16 protein-coding genes and 1 pseudogene are annotated in these 26,278 nt (G+C 50.4%); 8 read left to right on the forward strand and 9 right to left on the reverse strand.

All coding sequences use genetic code 11. The annotated features are described in order from the left end of the window. Nucleotides 1–9: 9 nt before the first annotated feature. Genes B4H10_RS06955 through B4H10_RS06970 form a run of 4 tightly spaced genes read left to right on the forward strand, consistent with a single transcriptional unit; the run spans nt 10 to nt 2,058 of the window. Entirely contained in the window at nt 10–342 is a 333-nt protein-coding gene (locus B4H10_RS06955; protein ID WP_059076554.1) for an ArsR/SmtB family transcription factor, read from the forward strand. A 27-nt stretch (nt 343–369) separates the two neighbouring features. Next, entirely contained in the window at nt 370–1,422 is a 1,053-nt protein-coding gene (arsB, locus tag B4H10_RS06960) for an ACR3 family arsenite efflux transporter (RefSeq protein WP_292018519.1), read from the forward strand. Then, nucleotides 1,409–1,828, forward strand: coding sequence for an arsenate reductase ArsC (locus B4H10_RS06965; RefSeq protein WP_292018520.1), 420 nt, complete (start codon nt 1,409–1,411; stop codon nt 1,826–1,828). Before arsB ends, B4H10_RS06965 begins: the two co-directional genes overlap by 14 nt. After that, nucleotides 1,825–2,058: a thioredoxin family protein gene (locus B4H10_RS06970; protein ID WP_292018521.1), complete on the forward strand. Its 234-nt coding sequence runs from the start codon at nt 1,825–1,827 to the stop codon at nt 2,056–2,058. The genes B4H10_RS06965 and B4H10_RS06970 overlap by 4 nt, the downstream gene beginning before the upstream one ends. A gap of 75 nt (nt 2,059–2,133) precedes the next feature. Here B4H10_RS06970 and gltB read toward each other — a convergent pair whose 3' ends face one another. The 5 genes from gltB to B4H10_RS06995 all read right to left on the reverse strand — a co-directional run bounded on the left by gltB (nt 2,134) and on the right by B4H10_RS06995 (nt 11,257). Continuing rightward, nucleotides 2,134–6,684: a glutamate synthase large subunit gene (gltB, locus tag B4H10_RS06975; RefSeq protein ID WP_292018522.1), complete on the reverse strand. Its 4,551-nt coding sequence runs from the start codon at nt 6,682–6,684 to the stop codon at nt 2,134–2,136. 361 nt (nt 6,685–7,045) lie between these two features. Beyond that, complete coding sequence (locus tag B4H10_RS06980; protein ID WP_170087127.1) at nt 7,046–7,738, reverse strand: uracil-DNA glycosylase; 693 nt, start codon at nt 7,736–7,738, stop codon at nt 7,046–7,048. Then, complete coding sequence (locus B4H10_RS06985; protein ID WP_292018523.1) at nt 7,735–9,360, reverse strand: ArnT family glycosyltransferase; 1,626 nt, start codon at nt 9,358–9,360, stop codon at nt 7,735–7,737. Before B4H10_RS06985 ends, B4H10_RS06980 begins: the two co-directional genes overlap by 4 nt. A gap of 80 nt (nt 9,361–9,440) precedes the next feature. Then, the gene (locus B4H10_RS06990) at nt 9,441–10,043 is read right to left on the reverse strand and encodes a DedA family protein (RefSeq protein WP_075582452.1); all 603 of its coding nucleotides are present in this window, start codon (nt 10,041–10,043) and stop codon (nt 9,441–9,443) included. Nucleotides 10,044–10,165: 122 nt separating this feature from the next. Next, nucleotides 10,166–11,257, reverse strand: coding sequence for an acyltransferase family protein (locus tag B4H10_RS06995; protein WP_292018524.1), 1,092 nt, complete (start codon nt 11,255–11,257; stop codon nt 10,166–10,168). A 154-nt stretch (nt 11,258–11,411) separates the two neighbouring features. Between B4H10_RS06995 and B4H10_RS07000 the strand changes: the two genes are divergently transcribed. After that, nucleotides 11,412–12,125, forward strand: coding sequence for an MgtC/SapB family protein (locus B4H10_RS07000; RefSeq protein ID WP_292018525.1), 714 nt, complete (start codon nt 11,412–11,414; stop codon nt 12,123–12,125). 85 nt (nt 12,126–12,210) lie between these two features. After that, nucleotides 12,211–13,455 carry a pyridoxal phosphate-dependent aminotransferase gene (locus B4H10_RS07005; protein WP_113856371.1) on the forward strand — a complete coding sequence of 415 codons (1,245 nt, stop codon included), beginning with the start codon at nt 12,211–12,213 and terminating at the stop codon, nt 13,453–13,455. 88 nt (nt 13,456–13,543) lie between these two features. Here B4H10_RS07005 and B4H10_RS07010 read toward each other — a convergent pair whose 3' ends face one another. Both B4H10_RS07010 and B4H10_RS07015 read right to left on the reverse strand, forming a co-directional pair. Beyond that, nucleotides 13,544–13,918 carry a P-II family nitrogen regulator gene (locus B4H10_RS07010; protein ID WP_059076561.1) on the reverse strand — a complete coding sequence of 125 codons (375 nt, stop codon included), beginning with the start codon at nt 13,916–13,918 and terminating at the stop codon, nt 13,544–13,546. A gap of 169 nt (nt 13,919–14,087) precedes the next feature. Further along, on the reverse strand, nt 14,088–15,389 hold the full coding sequence (locus B4H10_RS07015; protein WP_113856370.1) for an ammonium transporter: 1,302 nt from the start codon (nt 15,387–15,389) through the stop codon (nt 14,088–14,090). A gap of 947 nt (nt 15,390–16,336) precedes the next feature. Between B4H10_RS07015 and B4H10_RS07020 the strand changes: the two genes are divergently transcribed. Together B4H10_RS07020 and B4H10_RS07025 are read left to right on the forward strand one after the other, a co-directional pair. Beyond that, nucleotides 16,337–17,068: a LytR/AlgR family response regulator transcription factor gene (locus tag B4H10_RS07020; RefSeq protein WP_075581587.1), complete on the forward strand. Its 732-nt coding sequence runs from the start codon at nt 16,337–16,339 to the stop codon at nt 17,066–17,068. Nucleotides 17,069–17,161: 93 nt separating this feature from the next. Then, a complete protein-coding gene (locus B4H10_RS07025) occupies nt 17,162–23,821 on the forward strand; it encodes a bacteriophage T4 gp5 trimerisation domain-containing protein (protein WP_292018526.1) in 6,660 nt (2,219 codons plus the stop codon). A gap of 261 nt (nt 23,822–24,082) precedes the next feature. Here B4H10_RS07025 and B4H10_RS07030 read toward each other — a convergent pair whose 3' ends face one another. Beyond that, nucleotides 24,083–25,432 carry a sensor histidine kinase gene (locus B4H10_RS07030; protein ID WP_292018527.1) on the reverse strand — a complete coding sequence of 450 codons (1,350 nt, stop codon included), beginning with the start codon at nt 25,430–25,432 and terminating at the stop codon, nt 24,083–24,085. Next, a pseudogene (locus B4H10_RS07035) lies at nt 25,429–26,278 on the reverse strand (hypothetical protein); the annotation flags it as partial. The gene B4H10_RS07030 and the pseudogene B4H10_RS07035, both read right to left, overlap by 4 nt.

Here is a 26,278-nt window from a genome sequence, read left to right on the forward strand (position 1 = left end):
GGTGGTAAGATGAATGCTATGGATGTGTCCCTCATATGTAAGGCGCTGGGAGATTCTAACCGTCTGCAGATTGTCGGGCTGCTGACAAAGGGAGAAATGTGCGCCTGTAAGTTATTGGAACATTTTCAGATTACCCAGCCCACGTTATCTCATCATATGAAAATACTGACAGAATGCGGGTTGGTAAAAAGCCGTAAAGAATGGAAGAATACATACTATTCCCTTAATTGTGATGTCCTTACGGCATTCCGTTCCTTTATTGATTCCCTGAATTGCGGCCCTGCCTGTTACCGGAAGGCGGAGCCCTGTTCCGATAAGGACGGAAACGGCGCAGACCGGTAATATCACATAAGGCGTGAGGTGAATCGTATGAATCGTAAAGAATCGGGGATTAATTTTTTTCAAAAATATCTTACAGTCTGGGTTCTGCTCTGTATGGCAGTGGGAATACTAATTGGACATAGTATCCCGCAAATACCTGCCGTATTAGGGAGCATGGAAATTGCAGGCATATCGATCCCCATTGCCGTGTTGATATGGATTATGATTTATCCAATGATGATCAAAGTAGATTTCCAGAGTGTCCGGGAAGTCGGCAGGAACCCCAAAGGTTTATTTGTTACCTGGATTACGAACTGGCTGATTAAACCATTTACGATGTATGGCATTGCTTATGTTTTTCTCTTTGGCTTTTTTTCCAGCTGTATGACGCCGGAATTAGCAAAACAGTATCTGGCCGGCGCCGTCCTTTTGGGTGCGGCACCGTGTACGGCTATGGTTTTCGTCTGGAGCACGCTGACCCATGGGAATCCGGCATATACGGTAGTTCAGGTAGCTACAAATGATCTCATCATTCTGATAGCGTTTGTTCCTATCGTAAAATTTCTTCTGGGAGTTTCTCAGGTTATCGTTCCGTATAGTACACTGCTTATCAGTGTCGGTTTATTTGTTGTCCTGCCTTTGCTGGCAGGCATTATCACGCGGATACAGGTCATCAGGAGTAAAAGCCGGGAATATCTGGAACAAGTTTTTATCCATCAATTTGATGGAGTTACGACCATTGGATTATTATTAACTCTGATTATTATCTTTAGCTCCCAGGCTGATATGATTCTCAGCAATCCGTTTCATATTGTCCTCATTGCCATCCCGCTGACGATTCAGACATTTTTTATTTTCTTCATAGCTTACGGAGCTTCCAGAGTCGTACATCTTCCCTTTGAAATTGCGGCACCGGCAGGCATGATCGGAGCTTCTAATTTTTTTGAATTAGCCGTTGCCGTAGCTATTGCTTTATTTGGTACGACCAGTCCGGCAGCACTGGCAACAACCGTAGGGGTATTGACAGAAGTTCCCGTTATGTTGGCATTAGTCTGGATAGCTAATCATACAAAGGGGTGGTTCAAGTATGAAAAAACGTAAACCCGTTGTCGTCTTTATTTGTACCCATAATGCCTGCCGCAGTCAGATTGCCGAGGCTTTCGGGAGAGTGATGGCAGGAGATGTTTTTACCAGTTATTCTGCCGGTACGCATAGTAAAGACGCCATCAACCCCGATGTCGTGCGGCTGATGACGGAAAAATATGGTATAGATGTTATAAAAAACGGACAGAGGCCCAAGATGATTTCAGAACTTCCCCGTGCAGACTGGGTCATTACCATGGGATGTGGTGTACAATGCCCGGCTGTCCAGGGCAGGCATCATGAAGACTGGGGGCTGGAAGATCCGACAGGGAAAAATGATGCAGTTTATATTGATGTCATGGAACAAATCCGGCGTTATATTGCCGGGTTGAAAGAAAAGATAAAACAGGAGGATGATGTATGATGAAAATCAAAGTATTAGGAAGCGGATGCAGCAAATGCGAAGCCCTGCTGGCAGCGACGAAAGAAGCCGTCCAGCACCTCGGTATTGATGCCAGGATTGAGTACGTAACGGATTTTGCCCAGATTGCCCGGTATGGCGTCATGAGCACACCGGCCCTTGTCGTAGACGAAAAAGTGGTATCGGTAGGCAGAGTACTCAAAGCCGGTCAGATAGAATCATTCCTGAAATAGGGCCCAGAAAAAAACGGCAGCAGCTGTGCAGTGAAAACTGCGCGGCTGCTGCCGTTTTTTTTGCCGGTGTGACTATTATTTTCCGTGTTTTGTCTGGAATGCAATCATATGGGCTTCTTTATCGGTGTGGCCTTCGGCCTTTGCCTTTTCGATGAGAGCCAGCATTTCTTCATAAGCTGTCGGAATGATGCGGGTAATCCGGCCCTGTGTGTCTTCCCAGTTTTCCAGGAGACGACGGCCCAGTTCGCTGCCAGTGTACTGGACGTGGCGGGCGAGCATAGCTTTGACGATGGCGATTTCGCCTTCATCGGTGAGATCTTCCAGATGTACTAGGTCCTGGTTGCAGTTCGTCGGTTCCAGGTCATAGACATAGGCAATACCGCCAGACATGCCGGCTGCGAAATTCCGGCCCGTACGTCCCAGCACGAGGACGCGGCCACCGGTCATGTATTCACAGCCGTGATTGCCTACACCTTCGACGACGGCCGTAATGCCGCTGTTGCGGACGCAGAACCGTTCACCAGCAATGCCGTTGATGTAGGCTTCCCCGCTGGTAGCACCGTAAAAAGCCACGTTGCCGATGATGATGTTGTCTTCTGCCGGGAATACCGATTCTATTGGCGGATGGACGATAATCTTGCCACCGGAGAGGCCTTTGCCGAGATAATCATTGGCATCGCCTTCCAGTTCCAGCGTCAGTCCCTTGGGGATGAAGGATCCGAAACTCTGACCGGCCGATCCGACGAAGCAGAGCTTGATTGTATCTTCGGCCAGACCTTCTTCTCCGTAGCGCCGGGTAATTTCACTGCCCAGGAGAGTACCTGTCACGCGGTCCGTGTTTTTGATGCGCAGGCGGGCACGGATGTGTTTTTTCTGTTCCAGGGCCGGACGGCACATGCGCACCAGTTTCGACATGTCCAGTGTCTTAGAAATTTCATGGTCCTGGGGTGTCGTGAAGTGATGACCGATGCGGATATCCGTGTATGGACGATAGAGGAGCTGCTTCAGATTGACTGTGGAAGCCTTCCAGTTCGGTGCCGTGTCTTTCTGCTTCAACAGATCATAACGGCCCACCATGTCGTCGATTTTGTGGAATCCCAGACGGGCCATGATTTCCCGCAGGTCCCGGGCGATGAAGTGCATGAAATTGATGATATATTCCGGCTTGCCTTTGAAATTCTTCCGCAGCTTTTCATTCTGTGTGCACACACCGTACGGGCAGGTGTTGAGGTGACATACGCGGAGCATATGGCAGCCGATAGCCATAAGGGGCGCCGTGCCGAATCCAAAGAGTTCAGCGCCAAACAGAGCGGCAATGGCTACGTCGCGGCCCGTGAGCAGTTTGCCATCTACCTCGACGCGTACCCGGTCGCGGAGCTGATTGAGGAGCAGTGTCTGCTGTACTTCCGAAAGGCCGATTTCCCAGGGAAGTCCGGCATGGCGCAGACTGGTCCGCGGAGATGCCCCGGTACCGCCATCGAAGCCGCTGATGGTCAATTCATCGGCTTTGGCTTTGACGACGCCGGCGGCAATGGTACCGATGCCGGCGCCACTGGTCAGTTTGACGCCGATACGGGCGTTGCGGTTGGCATTCTTCAGGTCGAAAATGAGTTCTGCCAGATCTTCGATGGAATAAACGTCGTGATGCGGTGGCGGTGAAATGAGGGCGACGCCAGTCGTGGCATGGCGGGTTTTGGCGATGTCGGGATAGACCTTGCTGCCGGGCAGATGGCCGCCTTCGCCGGGCTTGGCACCCTGGGCGCACTTAATCTGTAGTTCTGCCGCATGGACCAGGTAGTTGCTGGTTACACCGAAACGGGCCGAAGCGACCTGTTTGATCTTATCATTGGTATCGGTATCAAACCGGGCTGCGTCTTCGCCGCCTTCGCCAGTATTGCTCATGCCGCCGAGACGGTTCATGGCCCGGGCCACACATTCGTGGGCTTCCTTGCTGAGGGCGCCGTAACTCATGGCACCGGTACGGAACCGTTTGACGATATTATCTTCCGATTCGACTTCTTCGATGGGGATGCTGCAACCGGCAGGATAGACAAATTCCAGCAAATCGCGCAGGCGGTACGTAGACGACGTATTGACCCGTTCGGCATATTCGCGGTAGAGGTCATAATCATTTGTACGGCAGGCTTTTTGCAGAAGCTGGACTGCCTGGGGATCGATGATATGAGCCTGTCCGCCTTTGCGGTACTGATAGATATCTCCCTTTTGCAGGGTATCACCGCCAGAAAAAGCAGCTTCATGACGCAGGGCGTTTTCTTTGGCTATTTCTTTCAGGCCGATGCCGCCAATGGGGCTGGGCGTATTGACAAAATACTTCTGGATCAGATCGCGGCTGATACCGACGGCTTCAAAAATCTGGGCGCCGTGGTAGCTGTGTATGGTGGAAATGCCCATTTTGGACATGACGGCCAGCATGCCGTTGACCGAGGCCTGGATATAGTTTTCCCGAGCTTCTTCACAGGAGATTTTCCCCAGTTTCTTCTTTGCAGCCAGTTCTTTGATGGATTCCAGTGCTACATACGGATTGACGGCGGTGATGCCATAGCCGACGAGGGTGCAGAAGTGATGGATTTCCCGTGGTTCCCCTGATTCCAGGATGAGACCGACATCGGAACGGACGGTCTTGCGGATGAGGAAATGATGGAGTGCCGCTGTTGCCAGCAGGGCCGGGATGGCAGCCATGCGGGAATTGATGCCCCGGTCGGACAGAATCAGGATGTTGGCACCGTTGCGGATAGCTTTCAGCGCGTCGATGCAGAGTGATTCGATAGCCGTTTCCATAGCGTCGGGGCCGCCGCCTACGGGATACAGCATAGAAATGACCGATGTGTGGAGTTTATCCGTCATGAGTGATTTGATGACGGCCATTTCTTCATTGGTCAGGATGGGCCGTTTCAGGTAGAGAGCAGCTGTATTTTCGTCATCGGGATCCATGATGTTGGCGACGTTGCCTGCCATGACGAGAGAACTCATGACGATATTTTCCCGTACGCCGTCGATAGGAGGATTGGTGACCTGGGCGAAGTTTTCCTGAAAGTAATCGTACAGCAGCTGGGGCCGGTCTGACAGGACGGGCAGGGATACGTCCATGCCCATCGAGTCAATGGGCTGTTTGCCATCGCGGGCCATGGGCAGGATGATTTTATCCATGTCTTCCTGCGTATAGCCGAAGACCATTTCCTGTTCTTTCAAATCGTATGGTATCGTTTTGTCGCTGCCGATGAGATTCTGGCGGGACATGAGATCATCCAGGTCGATGACGTGTTTTTTATACCATTCCCCATAGGGAAATTCCGTGGCAATCTGCTGCTTGATTTCTTCATCGTCGATGATGCGCTGCTGCTGCGTATCGACGAGGAGCATTTTCCCTGGCTGAAGACGGCCTTTATAAAGAACATCTTCCGGCGGAATGGAGAGTGCCCCTACTTCCGAACTGGCGATGACCCGGTCGTCGCGGGTGACATAATAGCGGGCAGGACGCAGGCCGTTGCGGTCGAGCATGCCGCCGATGACGATGCCGTCACAGAATCCGATAGCGGCAGGGCCGTCCCACGGTTCAATCATGAAGTTATGATAGCGGTAGAAATCCCGTTTTTCCTTGCTCATGAGCGGATCTTTTTCCCACGGTTCGGGAATCATCATCATCATGGCATGGGGAAGGGAGTGTCCTGTCATATACAGATATTCCAGGCAGTTGTCGAACATAGCCGAATCACTGCCGCTGTCATCGACGACGGGAAAGACCTTTTCCAGATCTGGAAAATCACTGGATTTGGATTTGCTTTCCCGGGCATTGAGCCAGTTTACATTCCCCTGGATGGTGTTGATTTCTCCGTTGTGGACGATATAACGGTTCGGATGGGCCCGGGCCCAGCTGGGGAATGTATTGGTGCTGAACCGGGAGTGGACGAGTGCCATGGAGGTCGTAAAATCCAGGTCGGACAGGTCCAGATAAAAATGGCGCAGCTGGATAGAAGTCAGCATGCCTTTATAGACAATGGTCCGCGAAGACAGACTGGCAATGTAGAAATCGGAGCCCTTTTCCTGACTGGCCGGGATGATCTTCTTTTCCGCCATCTTGCGGATGACATATAACTTGCGTTCAAAATCCATCGGGTTGGTCATAGAGGGATCTTTGCGGATAAAGACCTGCAGAAAATGAGGACGGATTGTCTTGGCGATGCTCCCGATGAGGCTTTCATCGACCGGTACATCACGCCAGCCGAGGATGGACAGGCCTTCTTCTTTGACAATCTTTTCAAATTCTTCCATCTGCTTCTTGCGGAATGTTTCGTAGCGATGGGCAAAAATCATGCCGACACCATATTCTCCTTCTGGTGGCAGGGTAAAGCCCAGGACTTCACATTCCCGGCAGAAGAACTGATGCGGTATCTGTACGAGGATTCCTGCACCGTCACCGCTCTGGGCATCGGCGCCTTCAGCGCCGCGGTGCTTCAGATTTTCCAGGATGGTTAGAGCCTGGTCGATGATATCATAAGATTTTTTCCCCTTCATATTGACGACGAAGCCAATGCCACATGCATCGTGTTCGAATGCCGGATCGTACAGCCCCTGCGGTGCCGGCAGATCACGTAATTTTTTATACATATCGATTCCCCCTCTTCATATCCCCCCGGTACAACGCAGATGTATTTTTATAACGCATACAATAAACGTTGTACAGATTGGAATTTATTATAAAGGTGAAATGTGGTTATGTCAATAAAAAATTCAAAAATAATATTGTATACATTGATAAAAATAAAGACATACAGCTAAAATAGTTTACCTTTTATTGAATTTGCGATAAAATAAAATCATTTTAACTATGATAAATAATCATAAAATGAGAGCGTCGATGATGCCGGTGATTTCTGTACCTGTATAGAATATGCAAAAAAAGACCGCACACCATGAGCCTTGGGTTCATGGCAATACGGTCTTATCAGGATAGGCAATAGAATTCGTTTTATACAGTTTTAATCAGATCGGCAAATTGTTTCCGGAACAGGCCGGCTCCGCCGTTGGCCGGATGACGAGTAGCAATGGCATCAATGCCGGCGCTTTGCAGTGTCTCTGCTGCCTTGCGGCCGATGGCACCGATACGCAGGGGCTGTTGACAGAGCGCGAGGAGCTGGCGGGTGTACGCGAGGCCTGCCGATAATTCTTCATCCGTCGGTGTGCGGTTGGAAAAGGGCGAATCCTTGTGGGGATGAAAGGGAAAAATATTCCAGAGCAGGACGTCCCGCGGATTGAGACCGTTGTCCAGGATGGCACCCCATACGTACGTATCTGTCGGTTCATTCATGCCGTGATCTCTCTGGGGGCGGCTGGTCATATACGGAGAGTCGGGACGGCTCGTGCGCTGTCCTGCATGGCCTAGGACCATGGCACTGGTCACTTGTTTGTGGGCGCCGAGGAGCATCCGTTCGCATGTGATGGCAATGCCCGTAAACCGGCATCCCTGATATCCCGCGGCTTCGGCGACAAAGAGGTAACGGGCCTGCCCAATACGCTGGGCCAGATACTCCTGCAGCTGGTGACGGCGGATTTCCGGTGCCTGTGGTCCCAGATCGCACGTACGGTCATAGTCCCGCCAGGGGTTGCATACAGCCGGGCTGGTATATGTCTGGAGAGAGTGAATGAAATCTTCTATGGTCATGGCAAAGCCTCCTTTGTGTAAAACAGGTAACAAGCGCCTATCTTTCCGGCTTCTCTGGTAAGAGGATAAAATTCTGACTGGACATAATCGCTATAACGGCCCCGTGGCACGAGGATGGTTACCCTTTCCCCTGCCGAAAGGCGCGCCATGAGACGCGGGCTGTCTTCTTCCGGGAAGGGATGTTTGCCAGCCCAGACAGAAGAACGGTACAGCCGGGCATTTTCATCGTATCCGGCCGGCTCTGTATACAAAGCGGTACGGCCCGTGTAATAGGCAAAGGATGTGCGGTACTCTTCAAAGAAGTAGAGCTGCCCCTGTAAGGCTTCTTCCTGACGGCGAAATGCCGATGCCGACCGATAATCATAGAACGGTACCAGGCCCTGATAGAGGACCAGAATATAGATGACAGCCGTACCGATGGCTGTCATGACAGGCAGTGCCGGGAAGGCATGGGTCTTCTGGGCAGCCAGGAGAAGGATGATGGAAAGAGCGATGAATAGATACAGTCCGGTCCAGCTTCCGGGAACGAAGGCCGCCTTTTTGAATAATAAGGGAGCAGCGGCGAAGAGCAGCCACCAGATGATGGCAGGCCCGGTAAGAATCGTCCAGAACCGGGCCCTGTTTTTTTCATATAAATCTCCGATACCTAATACGGCAAACAGGAGAAGCGGAATATTGGCAATATAGGCGTAGGTAGGATATTTCGTTGCAACGAGAGTATAGAACAATATCGTTCCCAGTGCCCAGATCATCATGAACTGATATTCGGCGCCATCATGACGGCGATGCCATGCTCCGTAAAGTGCGGGCCCGGTCCAGGGAAGCAGACTGACGGGGACGAGCACCAGATAATAATACCAGACGTTGACTTCCGGATGTTCCGATGCGGTGGCTCTGGCTACATTGTGCAGTCCCAGGAATCCGTCGATAAAATCGTTTCCGTGGAGCTGATACATGATTCCGTACCAGGGCAGACAGAGTAGGAGAAACAAGGCAATTCCCTGAGGCTGGAAAATCCGGCGTAGCAGTGATGCATCACGGCGCAGGGCGGCAAAGACCAGCAAAAACGTACCGGGCAGGACGATGCCGACCGGGCCTTTGGTAAGAACGGCCAGGGCGGCCATGGCATAGGCGGCCGTCATGTAGGGGCTCCGATTTTCTGTCAGGCCGATATAGGCAAAAAACAGGGTGGCTTCTGTAAAGAAGAAGAGAATCTGATCAGTAATGATAGAATGGGATACGGCCCAGACCTCCAGACTGGTGGCCATGACGGCGGCTCCCAGGACAGCCAGTTCCCGCCGGGTGCCACGGTGCAGCAGATACCAGGAAAACAGGACGACCGATCCCATGCCGAACACGGCTCCCGGCAGGCGGGAAGCAAAATCGCTGAATCCCAGCAGCGTATAAGACAGGCTGAGCATCCAATAGATGAAAATCGGTTTATCATACCAGAATGTATCGAAAATCCGGGGAGAAATCCAATCGCCGGACAAGACCATTTCCTTTGCTGTCAGTGCGTAATTTGATTCTACCGGATCGGTGATGGGCAGAGACGCATTGCCTGTAAGGAAAAATAAAAGGCTGACAATGGCGATAGCGAGTAAGAGACTGCGGGCTTTCATGTAAGACTCCTTTCCAGTGGGCCGTATGTGACAGAAAAAAACTGCCGCACGATGAGGTATGCGGCAGCAGATGGCACAGATTATTCCGTCTGGCGGCGGTTGCGGCTGCGGCGGTATTTCCAGAGACCGACGACGGCAATGACGGCGCAGACGATGCCCATTCCGATGAGCAGCTGATGATTATACTGGATCAGGTCACGCCAATGACTGCCCAGTACGGAGCCGGCCCAGACGAGCAGCAGTGTCCAGGGAATGGTGCCGATAATCGTAAACAGTACGAACCGGCCGAAGGGATAACGGGCGACGCCGGCCGGAAAGGAAATGAATGTCCGTACGCCGGGCAGGCAGCGGCAGATGATGACGGCAATACCACCGTACTTATTGAACATCTTTTCGGCCATATTGAACTTTTTTTCATTGAAGAAGATATATTTGCCGTATTTCAAGAGCAGAGGACGGCCGCCATACGAACCGAGCCAGTAACTCAGAATTGAGCCGGTCACGCCGGCTGCGCAGGCGATGATAAAGGTCGTCCAGAAATCGAAAATATGTTGTGAAATGAGAAATCCCGCAAAACCGAGGACGACTTCGCTGGGAACGGGAATATTGGCATTTTCGGCTACCATGGCCACGAACATGGCTGCATATCCATAGACTTCCATTAATTGCAGCAATGTATCCATAGAATTCATCCAACTCCTTAGGTGAAAAAAGAAAGTATATAACTGACTTATCCTATCATAGCATAGATAGGAGCCTTTGTGCCAGTAGGGCGGCAAAAATTAAGGAATTATTTAAATCCCCGTCAGCGCGTTTTAAAGCAGCCCAGATGGCATAAGGCATATTTGTAGACGAAATATCCGTAGAACAAGGTCAGGCCCAGAGCCAGTATCAGTTTGAGCGGGGCGGCAATCGTAAGAGGCAGGAGAAAGTACATGATGTTTTCCAATACCGGTTCGCTCAGATACCAGACGGGGTAGGCCATATGGGACAAGGTGAGCAGCGTCTGCGAACTCTGATCTCCCCAGCGGGCAAAGACAGCAATCAGACCGAGTGTCCCCGAAAGAGACAGGAAGGCGAGGGTGATGGCGTGATAATAGGGAAATACATTGTATATAATAGAAAAGCCAATGGCCGCAGCAATCCAGACATTTCCTGGGACGTAACCTCCCTGGATGAACCAGCGGTGTTTGGCTGCGTAGATGCCGAGGAGAAAGTATAAGGCCGCCGTGATAAGCCAGCTCGGCTGAAAACCCAGACCGGCAAAAAATGCCTGGACGGCGGAAAGACTTTGCGGTGACAGGCCGAGCAGCCCGAAGTAGACGGCCAGGGCTAAAATGAGATGAACGCCAACGAAGAGAATGAGGAAGAGCGGGGATGGAGACGAAATTTCCGTATGGCGAAGGGCCTGATGATTGAGCTTTTTGGCTGCCATGAGCAGCAGGATGAACAGCAGGAGCACTGCCAGAAATCCGTATATTCCCAACGTGAATCCCCGGCCCAGGAAGCGTTGCGTAAGGAAAGTGAAAAATCCCGCGCTGTATCCCGTGCTGCGGGCGCTGATCCAGGCTATTTCCGGCATCATGATGATTATAGCAAACAGCAAAGGCCAGCCCAGACGCAGCCAGCGTCCTTTGAAATATGGCTGGAACAGGCGGATCCGCAGATTCGACGCGCTAAAATAGCCGCTGATAAAAAAGAGGACCGGAATGACCAGTGTCATGACAAATTCATAAAAGAGATAATAAAAAGGGGTGATAGTACCCGGCTGGCCGGCAAAGACGTAATGAGGTGGCATAAACGGAGCCGGCAGGAATGAACCGGCTGCCAGGCAGAGAATACCCAGAAAAATGACAAACGTGCGCAGATTATCGAGATAAAATATATGTTTACCCATCAGGAAGGCTCCTTTCTGTAAACATGGTGTATAAGGAATATAGACATACAGTATAAACGCTGGGCGTAGATTTTCCTTCCGACGTATATTATACTATAACCAATATAAAGAAAAAGTGAAGATTTTGTTTTTTTGATGAATAGGAGTGATGCCCATGATGATTAGTACCAGTGACAGCATCATACGGCTCATCGTGGCTATTATCCTGGGTGGCCTGATCGGGTATGAACGGGAGGCCCGGAGCCAATCTGCCGGTTTGCGTACTCATATCCTCGTATGCCTCGGCGCCTGCCTGTGCATGATTATTTCTATTAATATCGCCCTCGATTTCTATTCTGTCTATGGCTATACCCGTTCGGATCCCGAACGGATTGCAGCCCAGGTCATTTCTGGTGTAGGGTTTCTCGGAGCCGGCACGATTCTGGCTAATCAGAAGGGACACAGTGTCAAGGGCCTGACAACGGCGGCCAGCATCTGGGGTGTGGCTGCCGTCGGGCTGGTCGTCGGTGCCGGCTATCTGGTGACAGCGGCGGCTGCGACAGTGCTCATATTTATCGTCCTCACCGTCTTTGTCCGTCTGGATAAGATGATGCGGAAACGGGGACGTCATTCCTACGTATTGCACCTGACGATGCGCAATACGGTGGGGCAGTCCCGCCGCCTGTCGGAGTATCTGCAGCACCATCAGCTGACACTTCTTTCCTTTCGCACTCTTTCTGGAGAAGAAGAGGAAAATGTCGAACTGGAATTGACGGTACACGTAGGAGAAGAACTGAGTCAGAGCGAACTCCTTTCAGACCTTCTGGGAATAAAAGGAATAAAACAGGCCACCGTAACAGAACCAAAAGAACAGAAAGAAAAAGATTGAATTGCATTAAAATATATGTAAACCGGGCATTGCGTGGTATAATAAAAAGGAATCATTGCTTTTTTGCTTTGGAGGGGGTCCTGTTATGTCAACATGTATGGCGGCTGCCAGCCGGGAAGGGAAAAAAATAAATGATGTCGTATTTTCGTCCAGCGCGGCAGCCAAAGAGGCAATAAAAAAATACGGAATTAAAAACGTAGTCAATGCTACCGTAGGTTGTTATGCTGGAGACGATGAAAAAGTAGCCTGTCTTCCTGTCGTCGAAAAAGTATATAAATCACTGCCTATGAGTGATTTTATTACCTATGCGCCGCCGGTCGGACTGGCCGATTACCGCAGTGATGTCATCGATGCGACCTTTGAAGACCAGCGGCCCGATGGCTATACGGCTGCCATAGCGACGGCCGGTGGTACCGGGGCCGTTCATATCGCCATTACTAACTATTCGGAAGTAGGTGACCAGGTTCTGACGACGGACTGGCGCTGGTCGGTCTACGACAATCTCTGTGATGAAGTGGGCCGCCATCTTACGACTTTTGCTATGCTCGATGACAGCCATTCCTTCAATATTGATTCTTTTTCTTCGGCTGTAGCAGCCATTCTGCGCCAGCAGGACTCTCTGCTCATCATGCTCAACACGCCGGCCAATAACCCGACAGGATTTGCCCTGTCGGACCGGGACTGGGAAGAAGTGCTCGATGTGTGCCGGTTCCACGAAAAGAATGGAAAACGCATCAGTATCCTCGTCGATATCGCATATATCGCCTATACGGGGGATAAGAACAAAGTCCGTACGTTCATGAAGCAGTTCAGCCATCTGCCGGAACACATCTTCGTCATGTTTGCCTACAGCATGTCTAAAGGATTTACCCTCTACGGCCAGCGGGCAGGCGCTCTCGTAGGCCTGTCTTCCAGCAAGGATGTCATCGATGAATTTCAGGAAGTGGGGAAATATTCGGCCCGTACGGCCTGGTCCAATATCAACCGGGCGGCCATGACCCTGTTATCTATTGTACGCAGAGACCCGGCACTGCTGAAAGAACTGGAAACAGAAGAAAATAACTATTTCCAGAATATCCGCCGCCGTGCAGATATTTTCATGGAAGAAGCCCGGGCCTGCAATCTCGATTTTGTTCCCTATAAGGCGGGATTTTTCATTTCTGTCCCGACGCTGAAATCGGCTCAGGCCTGTGCAAAACTTCAGGAAGACCTCATTTTTGCTGCTCCTCTGGCACGGGGCATCCGCCTCGGTGTCTGCTCCATCCCGGCCTATAAAATGACCGGTGTGGCATCCAAAATCAAAAAAGCACTGGAATCGGTAGACGGATAAGAAAACTCCCATAGGATTCCATACGGAAAAAGAGGCCGCCCCATGAAGCATTTCGCTTCGTGGAGCGGCCTATTCGTCGTATCAGGAATTACGTTGTAGGAGGTTCTTTTTCATCCATAATGGCTTCGGCTCCGCGGTCTCCCGTACGGATACGGACGGCATCTTCGACGTTGAACACGAAGATTTTGCCATCGCCCGGTTCTCCCGTCTGGCAGATGCGCATGGCCGTTTCGATGACATCATCGACAGGGACTTCGCAGACAACCGTTTCTACTTTAATATGAGGGAGGAGGTTTACCTGGTATTCCTTGCCCCGATACACTTCGATATGGCCTTTCTGTGTACCACAGCCATAGACCTGGCTGACGGTAATGCCCATGACGCCGATAGCGTTCAGGGCGGCTTTGAGTTCATCCAGTTTGCTCGGACGGGTCACGATGTCTATTTTTGTAATTTTTCTCATATATAATCACTCCTGCATTGGGATATATATCTATTATAGCATCAGCTGCGGGATTGTTTGTTAAGGAGATACATGTAACACGTCTTGGGATCGTCATGCCAATCCCGCAGCTGATGCGGCAAAGACCAGTGCTTGGGTAAGGGTGTGACACTGGCCGTTGCTGTCCATATTATAATGTCTGCTGCGTATAGCCGCGTTCGCCGTGTTCGTTGATATCGAGTCCGACCACTTCTTCATCGGCGTCGACGCGGAAATTCGTGAAGAGGCTGATGATTTTATAGAGTATAATGGATCCGATAATAGCCAGCGCGTACGCAACGACTGTCGAAATGATCTGTGCCATCAAAAGATGGGCATCGCCGTAGAAAAGGCCGTTGGCACCGTCGGGGTTGACTTCAACTGTAGCCCAGAGGCCAGTTGCGATGGAACCCCACGTACCGCCGATACCGTGGATGCCAAAGGCGTCGAGAGCGTCGTCATAGCCCAGACGGTTCTTGCAGACGGCAACGGCCAGATAGCAGATGATGCCGCTGATGGCACCGATATAGAGAGCCGGAAGGGGGGCGACGAAGCCGGCAGCCGGCGTAATGGCTACGAGACCGGCGATGCAGCCCGATGCGGCTCCCAGGACGGTCGGTTTGCCATTGATGAACCATTCGATGAGGACCCAGGAAACGGTGGCAGCAGCCGCTGCGGCCTGGGAACAGATAAAGGCGTTGGCTGCCAGTGCGTTGGCACCGAGAGCACTGCCGGCATTAAAGCCAAACCAGCCAAACCATAAGAGTGTTGCGCCCAGGACGACCATGGGCATATTGTGCGGAATAATAGGATATTTGCCAAGCCCGCGGCGCTTGCCGACGAGCAGGCAGAGTGTGAGCCCCGATACACCAGAAAGAATGTGGATGACGAGGCCACCGGCAAAATCAAGTGCGCCGAGCTGGGCCAGGAAACCGCCGCCCCAGACCCAATGAGCCATGGGGTTGTAAATGAAGATAGCCCATAAAAGGATAAAAATGCAGAAAGCACGGAATTTGACCCGTTCGGCAAAGGCCCCGGTAATCAGAGCCGGTGTAATGACGGCGAACATGCACTGGAATGCGACAAAGGCCAGTTCGGGAATCGTACCGCCGGAAAGGCACTGCATGCCCACACCGGCCAGCCCGATTTTGTCCAGGCTTCCGATAAAGCCGTGAATGTCGGTACCAAATGTCATGGCATATCCCAGAATAATCCATTCAACAGAAATCATGGCGACGATGAAGAAGCTCTGCATAATCGTCGTCAGTACATTTTTACTGCGGACCATACCGCCATAGAAAAAGCCAAGGCCCGGTGTCATGATGAATACCAGGGCTGCGGAAATCAGCACCCAGGCCGTATCCCCAGTATCGATGGTTCCGCTCCCGTCAGCAGCCAGTGCAGTAGGCGCTATGAGCAGGAACCAGGAAAACAAACACCAAAATTTTTTCATACCTGTCACCCCTCTGGTTGACTGTAAAAGAAAGAGGTCCTGCACAGCACGTGGAGGTTGATGCTGGCAGGACCTCTTTGTCCCCTCATACAGACAAGCCTGTTACTTCCCCTCGAAATGACCTGCCTGCTCTTATTCTATTGCAGTACGAATAAATAATTACCAATAGAAAAACAGAAAAGCCCGGCTATAGCACGCTACGGTGTGTGCACAGCCGGGCTTCATCGCCCTGTGTTCTATTGATGACATTCATTATAGTTGTAAATACAGGGATTGTCAATAAATTTTTATGAAAGCAACCAACTTTTTGATAGTTTTATCGTGAAACGAACTGGCTTCCTGGGAACCTGGGGCCGCAGGCCGGTTTTGTTCCCTGTTTACCGCCGGATGTCGAAGTTTTTCTTTTCTGCTGCAAATGTTGAACTGTCAACTAGTAATCACTTTGTATTACGGTCAGGACAAGTTTCTGACATAGTATGTCTCCAACGGTCTGGCTGTCAGATAGCAGATGGCTGCTCTATTTCTGGCAGAAAGATTAGAAAAAGTTCTGCATCATATACTATATATGGGGGAGTCTGGAAGAGAACCGGAAATTTCCTGGCATGAACCGGCCTGACAAAAATGCGCCAGTTGGTTCCGTTTTTTGTGATTCTCCCGTCCTGCATCCCTTAAATATATACAAAAGTATACTATCGGCAGAACATGTTTTGTTATATACTAACATTATCAAAAGGGAAGAACGTTGAGATTTATCTTCTGCCCATATCAGGACGGAAGAAATGAAAAGAAACGGTAAATTTACTTGAGTGAATATGAGAAAATCCCACTTGTGACAAAAAATGCACTTTTAATGACACGAAGGCCTTTCGAAGGAAAAGTACATGATATAATGCAAGTGCAATGAGAAATGACGGATGCTCATATCATATATCGAAAGGAGGTATACTATGCTGAGGATTGCCCTTTGTGACGATATACCGGAACAGCTGGATATCATGGAAAAAGCCGTGCGTACTTATTTTGCAGACAGCACGTATGAAATCAAAATTTCCCGGTATGATAATGCCATGCTGTTTCTGGATGCCTTTGAAGAAGAAATGAATTTTGATATTGTACTGCTCGATATCTGTATGCCTGGTATGCTGGGAACCGATGTCGCAACAGAAATGCGAAACCAGAAAAGCCGGGCGGAAATCATCTTTCTTTCGACGAGCGATGAGTTTGCAGTCGATGCCTTCGGTGTCCAGGCCGCGCATTACCTCGTCAAACCGTTTACACAAAAACAGTTTGATCAGGCTATGAACCGGGTCATGGAAAGCATCCGGCAGCGGCATAGCAAAAAAATCATTTTCCGTCTTGTCGGGGGCGGCATACAAGTGGAAGAAATCAACGATATCCTGTTTGTAGAAAGTAAAGGCCATATCCAGAAGGTATATACCCACGATGGGGCGGTTCTGGAGACGCGCCAGGCCCTGGCACAGCTGCTTGCGACATTGGATTCCATTTCTCCCGGCCAGTTTATTTCACCGGGCAAAGGGTATATCGTAAATCAGGCGGCCATTCACGTCATCAAAAGCGATTATATCGAAATCCAGGGATATCAGATTCCGCTGGCAAAACGGAAATACCGCCAATTCCAGGAAGAATATTTCAAGTTTATTTTTAAAAAAGAAGCATAAAAATTCTGAAAAAACAGATTTTTTGTGAGGTCTTATTTTTGTACGCAAATTTAGGGTTATAGATGAATTTTTATACAGAAAGGGAGCGAAAACATGAATAAAATATTTAAAGTCATCTGGAGTAAATCAAGAAATTGCTACGTCGTAGCCTCGGAATTAGCCAAAGGCCGCACCAAAGCCGCCAGCACAGGAGATAAAGCCAAACGCCTGGCCCTGGCCGCCATCACAGCCCTCATGCTCCTCCCGGTCGGAGGATTTAGCTATGCGGCTATAAATTCTGCGACGATTAATGGTACTAGTGTTATCACAGGAACTCAAAAAGATGCTGATAATATCAGGGGTACTGTGATGAAAGCTACCAATAATGCAAGAGATATCGGAGATTTGAAAACCGCTATGCAGAGCGTCGAAACTGAATTAGCCCAGCATCAGAGCGTCATCGATAACTTGGGAACGGATAAACTGACTCTTTCTTCGGACAATACATTACAGAAAGAAACATATGACAGCGCTACAAAAACCACAACGACGACGGATGTAACGGGATTGAAGGTTGCTGGTCCGGTTTCTGCAAAATCAGCTAGCATTTCGGGAACGCTGAGTGTCGGTGGTGCTGTGAATGCAGGAAGTGTTAATAGCCGGGGAAATATTACAGCCGTAGGAACCATTGCTGGTCAGACGGTTACGGCTACTGGTACCATAAAAGGGAAAGACCTGATTGGCACGAATAGCATTATTTCTCAAGGAACCATTGCGGCAACAGGAAATATTTCGTCTCAGGCGACGGTAGGTGCTAAGGAAATCGTTTCCCAGACCAATATTACTGCTAAAAATAAAGTCGTAGGCATGCAGGGCGTCGTGGATAATACCCTTACGAGCGGTAATTATGTAACGGCCGGCAATACGGTAGGTGAAAATATTGTTGCACTGGATACACAGGTCAAAGCCAATGCGGATCAGTTTACAACGGATAAGACCAGCACGGCCCTGCATGTTTCCAAGGATGGCAATCTGATTGTAGGGACCAAAGAAAATCAGACCGTCAAAGATCTGAAGATCCGTGGGCAATTGACATCTGGAAGTATTTCCACTGGTGATATCACCTCTAGTGGTGATGTATCGGTAGCAGGGAAAGTAGAAGCGGAAGCTGTTTACGATGATACAACGAAGACCGGAAACTATGTGGTCCAAACCAATAGTGTAGGGGCTAACCTTTCCGCTCTCGATACCCAGGTTAAATCTAATGCTGATGCTATCACTGCCGAAGCAACGGCCCGTGAAGCTGGCGATACGGCTCTGAACGAACGCATCACTAATGTGAAGGAATATCTGGAAAAACAGACTTCCGACAATTATGTGAGCAAGGCCGATGCTGCCGTACAGGATGGCGCTGTCGTGAAAGCCGCCAACACCATCGGCGAAAACGTAGCCAATCTCGATGCGGCATTAGCAAAAGAAACGGCTGCCCGGATTGGTGCCGATGCAGCCCAGGACAAAGTTATCCAGCAGGTCAACCAGAATATGGTGGATGGGTTCAATACCATCAATAAGAATATGGCAGATGGATTCACTGCCCTGAATCAGGCTGATGCCAATGAAGCAGCGGCCCGTGAAGCAGCCGATGCGACCCTGCAGACTAATATCGACAACGAAGCCGCAGAACGTAAAGCAGCCGATACGGTACTGGATGATAAGATTACGGCAGAAACTTCGGCCCGTGTGGCAGCAGATACCAAACTGGTGGAAGCCGTCAACAGCGGACTGAGCCTGAGCAATGACAATGTTCTGCAAAAGAACACCACTACCATTGACGCCCAGGGCAACGTGACCACCTCCAAGACCGATGCCAACGAAATGATCCTGAACAAGGGCAAGGACAACCAGATCACCCTGAACGAAAATGGAATCAAGGTTGGCACCAACAGCACGGTGGTGGATAAAGACGGTGTCTACACCGGTGGCGATACCTACAGCGAAGCCAAGGCAGCGATGAGCGCTGACGGCAAGATCAAAGGGGCCAACGGGGCTTTCACCGTAGATGAAAATGGAAATGTCACTTCTAGGGCAACCATCACCGGCGAAACCGTAACCGACGGTAAGGGTGCTTCCATGAGCAACGGAACGGTAACCGGCAAGACCCTGACCGATGGGATTGCTACCATCACCAATGGCAACATCAACACCAGCGGTACCATTACCGGCGGCACCGTAACTTCCACGGGCAACATCTCCGCATTGGGTGACATTCACGCAGGCGGTGCCATTACAGGGGCCAGCGCTTCCATCCAGGGCGCTCTCACAGCAGGCAGTGCCACCATTACCGGTGACCTGACCGCCGGCGGTGCTATCCAGGGTAAGAGCATCTCTGATGGCACGGCAACCATGCAAAATGGCAACCTCACTGGTGTGAAGAACCTGAGCGCTGAAACCATTACCACCAGCGGTGATGCCACCATCGGCGGCGACCTGACGGTCAACGGCAAGCTGAATGTGGATGAAATCGACCTGACCAAGAACGGCATTGTAGGGGACAACAACGTAACGGCCAGCACGAAAGTGGCAGCCGGTGAAATCACGGGCTACAAGAAAGCCACCAGCACCAAAGATGGCAGTGAAAAAGAAAGCGCCATCGATTATGATGAAAATGGGACTTCCACCTGGGCGAAATCTACCGATGCAGATGGTAACTGGAACAAGAGTACTTTGACTGTAGAAGGCAACGATGTAACGTCCAAGGTTATCGATTCTGAAAAGAACAGCAACCTGTCTACACAGACATCTACTCAGTCACAGAGCACACTGAAGGATAAAGATAGTAACACCAATACAGCAACTCAGAGTGCAACGGAATCCAGTAGTGTCCTCCAAGATAAGGAAGGTAAGACCTCGACGTTCCAACAGCGTGTCGATGAAATCCTGAATCAGATTAATTCGTCTGATACGGTATTCTCCAAGGTAGATCAGAAGGTAGATAACATCTCCAGTGAAGTCACCGATGGAACCAACACGACTTCTTCCACCCAGACTACGACGGATATTACCAATACAGCTTCTAATGGAACCATCACCAATGAGGCAAAAGATTTGGTCAACCATGCTACGGAAAACATGACTAACACCGTTGGCAAAGACCTGACGACCACCGTGGGTGGCGAAATGAAGACCACTGTTACTGGAAAGGTTACGGAAGATTACAAATCCGACCTGGATACCAAGGTGGGCGGAAATGAAACCCATTATGTGGCAGGTAATCAGACCAATACCGTGTCCGGAGACCGTACGGTCAGTGTAAAAGGAACGGAAACAGAAAACTTCAAAGCCCAGGTTACCAACGTTAAGACAGACCAGAGAACTTCTGTAGGCGGAAACCAGACCAATATCGTAGCTGGCAATCAGCAGAATACGGTAAGTGGAAGCAAGACGGAAACGGTCAAAGGTAGTGTCACGGAAAAATACGGCAGCCAGGCAACTACGGTTGACGGTGACCAGAGCACCAATGTAGGCGGAAATCAGTCTAATGTGGTAGCAGGAGACCAGACCAATACCATCAGTGGCAGCAAGACGGAAAGCGTCAAAGGAGCTGTGACAGAAACTTATGGCAGCCAGAGCACTACGGTCAATGGCAACCAGAGCAATACCGTGAAAGGAACCTTGACGGAAACGGTAACTGGTGATGTGACGGAAGACTACAAAGCTAACCTGAGCACTACGGTAGGCGGAAACCAGACCACGACGGTAACTGGTGACAGCAGCCTGACGGCAGAAAACATCACTAACGAAGCGAAGAACAAGATTACCAACAAGGCTATCGATGTAGAAACCGATGCTACCAGCTCCATCGTACAGAAAGTGACGAACGATGCCGGTTCCAATACTTCCACCCAGCTGTCCTATCAGACCAAGGAAGAAATGAGCCAGGCCGATGGCAAGACCGCTTCCTATCTCCGCGGTGCAGCCGAAGAAAAATCCCAGCTGATTGATGGTGACAAGAAGACCACCATCGACACGGTTGCCGGCCAGACCAATACCAACATTACGGACGGAACCAATACATCCAACGACTTGCAGAAAGCAGATCAGATCGCTTCCTCCGTAACGGACGGCACCAATACCACTGTTGTGAACCAGGATGCAAAGAGCCTTGCCTCCTCCATCACCGACGGGACCAAGTCCAACAATACCAACAACACCGTGGATAAATCGGAACAGCTGATCAAAGCCAGCGATACCCAGTACAGTGCTACGTCTAAGACAGCTACTAAGATGGAAGATGCCCTGGTAAGCGGCAGCAGCATCATCGACGTCATCAAGAACCTCGACGATGCAGCCAACCCGTTCATCAGCAGCGCCGTAACGGATGGCACCAACAGCACTGGCGTCACCCAGACGGCAAAAGATATCACCAACACGGCTAAGAACGGTACGATCGCCAATGATGCCAAGGATATCATCAACAACGCTACGGAAAACATGACCAACACGGTTGGCAAAGACCTGACCACGACTGTCGGCGGCGAAATGAAGACCACCGTCACCGGCAAAGTCACAGAAGACTACAAGTCCGACCTGGATACCAAGGTGGGCGGTAACGAAACCCATTATGTAGCAGGCAACCAGACTAATACGGTGGGCGGTACTTTGACTGAAACCGTAACTGGAAAAGCTACGGAAAACTACAATGGCGGACTGGAAACCACCATTACCGGTGAAGAAAAGCACACAGTCAATGGCAATCAAATCAATAATATCACTGGTGACCAGACCAATACTATCACTGGAAAACAGTCTACTACTGTGACCGGCGATGTGACGGAAGACTATAAAGCCAACCTGAGCACCACGGTAGGCGGAAACCAGACCACGACCGTAACTGGTGACAGCAGCTTGACAGCAGAAAATATCACCAACGAAGCGAAGAACAAGATTACCAACAAAGCTATCGATGTAGAAACCGATGCTACCAGCTCCATCGTACAGAAAGTGACGAACGATGCCGGTTCCAATACTTCTACCCAGCTGTCTTATCAGACTACGGAAGAAATGAGCCAGGCCGATGGCAAGACCGCTTCCTATCTCCGCGGTGCAGCCGAAGAAAAATCCCAGCTGATTGATGGTAGCAACAAGACTACTATCGACACCATTGCCGGTCAGACCAATACCAACATTACCGACGGAACCAATACATCCAACGACTTGCAGAAAGCAGATCAGATAGCTTCCTCCGTAACGGACGGCACCAATACCACCGTTGTGAACCAGGATGCAAAGAGCCTTGCCTCCTCCATCACCGACGGGACCAAGTCCAACAACACCAACAACACCGTGGACAAATCGGAACAGCTGATCAAAGCCAGCGATAGCCAGTACAATGCTTCTGTTAAGACGGCAACGACTTCGACGGAAAAACTGGTCAGCGGCAGCATCATTGATATCCTGAAAGATGCCGACAATGGATTTGTCAATACGACTGTCAGCACAAGCGATGGAACTTCCAGCACCAGCGTAAGTCAGGGAAGCGCGGATATCACCAATACGGCAAAACAGGGAACGATTACCAACGATGCCAAGAACTTGGTGAACAAGGCGGAAGAAAAACTGTCCAACAGTGCGGCAGAAATTGAAAACACGGCAACTACCAGCATCAAAGATACGGTAGGCAAGAGCACCGTGACTACGACGACGGATGGCACGACTTTCGAAAATACGGACCACAACACGGCAATCGGCGACGGTTCGATTACGAAGACGACCATTTCCGGCAATACCCTCGAAACGGGCAAAGCGACTATGGATTATGCTGAAGTCATGAAAGACCTCACGGTCGGTGGCACGACTACTACGAAAGACCTGCATGTGACCAACAACGCGACTATTGATGGCACCCTCGATGTAACCGGAGCCGCAAACTTCCAGGATACGGTCACCGTTGCCAAAGACCTCAGCGTAGGCGGCAATGCCAGCGTATCGGGCAGCATGACAGCTTCTTCGTACAAAGTTGGCGACAAGACCTATATTGATGATAATGGCATCAACGCCAATAATCAGAAGATCACCAACGTGGCAGCGGGAGAACTTTCGGCCAACAGCCTGGATGCGGTCAATGGATCACAGCTCTATGAAACCAACCGCCGCGTCAGCAAGATGGACAGCCGCATCAACGAAGTTGGTGCTAACGCAGCAGCTATGGCCAACCTCCATCCTCTCGAATTTGACGCCGATTCCAAGTTCAATGTCGCAGCAGCCGTTGGTAATTACAAGAACGAAACGGCTACGGCTCTGGGCCTCTTCTATCGACCCAATGAAGACGTCATGGTCAACCTGTCCGGTACAGTCGGCTCGGATGACAATATGATCGGCGGCGGCGTAGCGGTCCGCATCGGCCGCGGCGGCAACAAAGCACGGAATAAACAGATGGCGGAAAGCGCAAAATACGTCAAGAATCTCGAATCCCAGGTCAATACCCTGCAGCATCAGATGGATGCCCTCCTGTCCGTCCTCAATCCGAACCTGTCCAAGGAATTCCCCGATGTACCGGAAAACCACTGGGCATATGAAGCCGTATCCCGCCTGGCTGGCAACGGCATCATCCAGGGGTATGAAGATGGCAAGTATCATGGCGAACGCACGATGACCCGCTATGAAATGGCAGAAATCATTTACAAAGCCCTGCAGAAAGGCGCCAAAGCAGAAGCGAAACTGGTAGAAGAATTTAAACCAGAACTGAAAGCTATGGCTGCCCAGAACAAGGCATAACAAACGCTGAATCCCTGCATCGTCAGAGGCGGAAGCAAAAGGCATGACAAACTGCCGCATCCTGAATGAAATTCAGGATGCGGCAGTCTTGTTATTTGGTGAGATATTGTCAATAAGCGATGGGTCATACATGAGATTTCTCCATCTGCAGCATGATGTATCTGCCAAAGGGACGCCCCTTTGGCAAACTAAAACAGACTATCGCAAAATAGCTTTTGTAGCTTACATTGCGACAGCCTGTTTGTTGTTTCTTAGAAGATGTTATGTGTCTGGCAGTGCCAGCCGGATGTAGGTGCTGAACCAGCCCTTTTCGCAGGTACAGATGACATTGGCATGGTATTCGTCCCGGAAGCGGGCCAAGGATTTCATGCCGATGCCGTGGCCCGGGGCATCGGTCGTTGGCAGCCCGTCTTCGTTAAATATGACCGTGCCATCGAAGCGGTTCTTTATGAGAATGTTCAGCATATCTTCCTGACGAACGACGAGAAGCGTCAGGACGCGCCTGCCTTCTGCCTGTTTTTCACTGGCATGGACAGCGTTTTCAATGAGATTGGAAAAGACCATGGACAGGTCCGTGCTGAAGGCCGGACTGCAGTCCGGGATATCGGCCTGGGCCGTGACGGCGATACCTTTGTGTATGGCCGCACTGAGATAAGTCGTAAGGGCGGCATTGACGACCGCGTTTTTACAATACTGCTGCCGTTTGGTCTGATTGAGCTTCAGACCTATGTGTTCAATCAGGGCCAGGGCTTTATCATAGTCGTGATCCGATATGAGGGTTGTCAATTTCTGTAAATATTCCCGTCTTTTTTCGTAAAACTGTTCCATCAATGTCTGTGATTCATTCAGCGACTGGGCGTAATTCTGATTGGACTGGATCTGAGCGGCCAGGGCGTCATTGCGTTCGTGCGTCAAATAAATGGCATCAGCCTGATTGATGCCGGCCCGTACGCTCAGGGCGACGAGCAGGGTAGCGCAGGAAATGATGATTCGTGGCACCAGCATTTCGAAATAGATTACATTGGGGATAGACTGGGTGACAAAAAACAGAGATTCTGCCAGGAGCAGGCAGGGAAGGACACAGATATATTTCCAGTAAACCCGTGTGCTCAGCGCATGGTCATTGCGGAATATTTCATTGAAATACCGGATCAGGAAAGGCAGACAGAGTATATAACTGATGGTGTAAACAAACAGTTCGAGTGGGTAGAGCAGGGAGCTTTCGCTGACAGGTAAGATGCCCAGATGAATGAATACATAGAATACGTAATAGATGAAGGTATGGAGCATCAGCATGAATATGGTGCGCAGGGCAAATACGTAGATATGCCGGAAAAAATAGGGACGGATGATGATGACGGCCCAGATAAAATAGGGAATCCATAAAAGGGAATACAGCTTTTTGAACATGAAAATAGAGTGGGACCACTGCCCGCCGAGAAAGAGATAGATCAGGACCAGTGTTTCTGCCATGAAACAGACAGCGTATCCGGCACACACCCATTTTTTTTGCGTTATGGATAGCAAGGGGGCAAAAGAAGCATACTGCAGATAGGCCGGCGGTACAATGGACAGGGTGAGCAGACAGGTAGTAATGAGTATCCATATCATACGGCCGCACCTCCCTTACAGGGAATACGCACGTTGGCGATAACCCATCCCTTCTTGCAGGTATACCGGCCGACTCCCTGATGATTTATTATAAACTGATGCAGGGCCGGTATCACTTCGGCATATGGGCCGTTTTGTGGATGCCCTTCAGCATCCATCAATACCGGGCCGGTCTGACGGTTGCCGATGAGAAGCATGATTGTCGTTTCTGTCTGACGGGCAATGATTGTGATAGACTGCTTGCTTTTATCCTGAGAGCGGCTGACGGCAATCGCGGCGTTTACCAGACGGGCGGCCGCCTGAGCCAGTTCCTGTTCAAAAGGAAGATGCGGCGCCAGCGAGAGGTCTGCCATGACGGGGATACCGTCTTCCCGGGCTTTCTCGATGAGCGGAAGCAGTGTCTTCCGGATACAGGTGTTTTCTCCCCAGTGATAGGGACGGGTCTGAGCCAGTTCCTGCGTGAGCGTTTTCAGTAAGGCCAGTGAAGCTGTATCGTCTTTTTCTTGGATTAATTTGGACAGAAGGCGCAGCTGATGCCGTGTGTCATGGCGGTATATGGACATGCGCCGCTGAGCGGACTGAAGCATCCGCGTATAGTCGGCGAACATTTCCATCTGTGTCAGCAGGGCCGCATTTTCACGCTTGAGTTCGATGGCATAATGCATTTTCCGCGTGCCCAGATACATCGTAATGGCAATACAAATCCCAAACAAGGCCTGCAGTACGCGCGGAATGAGGTATTCGCGGGCTATTGGTTCTTTGGTATGGGCCAGAATGGCAGAATATAGGATCAGTGAGACTGGAATCCAGGCGGTGTATTTCCAGAACGACAGCATATCGACCATA

Source organism: Megasphaera sp. UBA4382 (assembly GCF_002391155.1).
Lineage (GTDB): Bacteria > Bacillota > Negativicutes > Veillonellales > Megasphaeraceae > Megasphaera > Megasphaera hexanoica.

Bases quoted from the DNA above. Each gene is read 5' to 3' on its own strand.
- B4H10_RS06955 (WP_059076554.1), top strand. From the start codon at position 10: ATGAATGCTATGGATGTGTCCCTCATATGTAAGGCGCTGGGAGATTCT.
- arsB (WP_292018519.1), top strand. From the start codon at position 370: ATGAATCGTAAAGAATCGGGGATTAATTTTTTTCAAAAATATCTTACA.
- B4H10_RS06965 (WP_292018520.1), top strand. From the start codon at position 1,409: ATGAAAAAACGTAAACCCGTTGTCGTCTTTATTTGTACCCATAATGCC.
- B4H10_RS06970 (WP_292018521.1), top strand. From the start codon at position 1,825: ATGATGAAAATCAAAGTATTAGGAAGCGGATGCAGCAAATGCGAAGCC.
- gltB (WP_292018522.1), bottom strand. From the start codon at position 6,684: ATGTATAAAAAATTACGTGATCTGCCGGCACCGCAGGGGCTGTACGAT.
- B4H10_RS06980 (WP_170087127.1), bottom strand. From the start codon at position 7,738: ATGACCATAGAAGATTTCATTCACTCTCTCCAGACATATACCAGCCCG.
- B4H10_RS06985 (WP_292018523.1), bottom strand. From the start codon at position 9,360: ATGAAAGCCCGCAGTCTCTTACTCGCTATCGCCATTGTCAGCCTTTTA.
- B4H10_RS06990 (WP_075582452.1), bottom strand. From the start codon at position 10,043: ATGGATACATTGCTGCAATTAATGGAAGTCTATGGATATGCAGCCATG.
- B4H10_RS06995 (WP_292018524.1), bottom strand. From the start codon at position 11,257: ATGGGTAAACATATATTTTATCTCGATAATCTGCGCACGTTTGTCATT.
- B4H10_RS07000 (WP_292018525.1), top strand. From the start codon at position 11,412: ATGATGATTAGTACCAGTGACAGCATCATACGGCTCATCGTGGCTATT.
- B4H10_RS07005 (WP_113856371.1), top strand. From the start codon at position 12,211: ATGTCAACATGTATGGCGGCTGCCAGCCGGGAAGGGAAAAAAATAAAT.
- B4H10_RS07010 (WP_059076561.1), bottom strand. From the start codon at position 13,918: ATGAGAAAAATTACAAAAATAGACATCGTGACCCGTCCGAGCAAACTG.
- B4H10_RS07015 (WP_113856370.1), bottom strand. From the start codon at position 15,389: ATGAAAAAATTTTGGTGTTTGTTTTCCTGGTTCCTGCTCATAGCGCCT.
- B4H10_RS07020 (WP_075581587.1), top strand. From the start codon at position 16,337: ATGCTGAGGATTGCCCTTTGTGACGATATACCGGAACAGCTGGATATC.
- B4H10_RS07025 (WP_292018526.1), top strand. From the start codon at position 17,162: ATGAATAAAATATTTAAAGTCATCTGGAGTAAATCAAGAAATTGCTAC.
- B4H10_RS07030 (WP_292018527.1), bottom strand. From the start codon at position 25,432: ATGATATGGATACTCATTACTACCTGTCTGCTCACCCTGTCCATTGTA.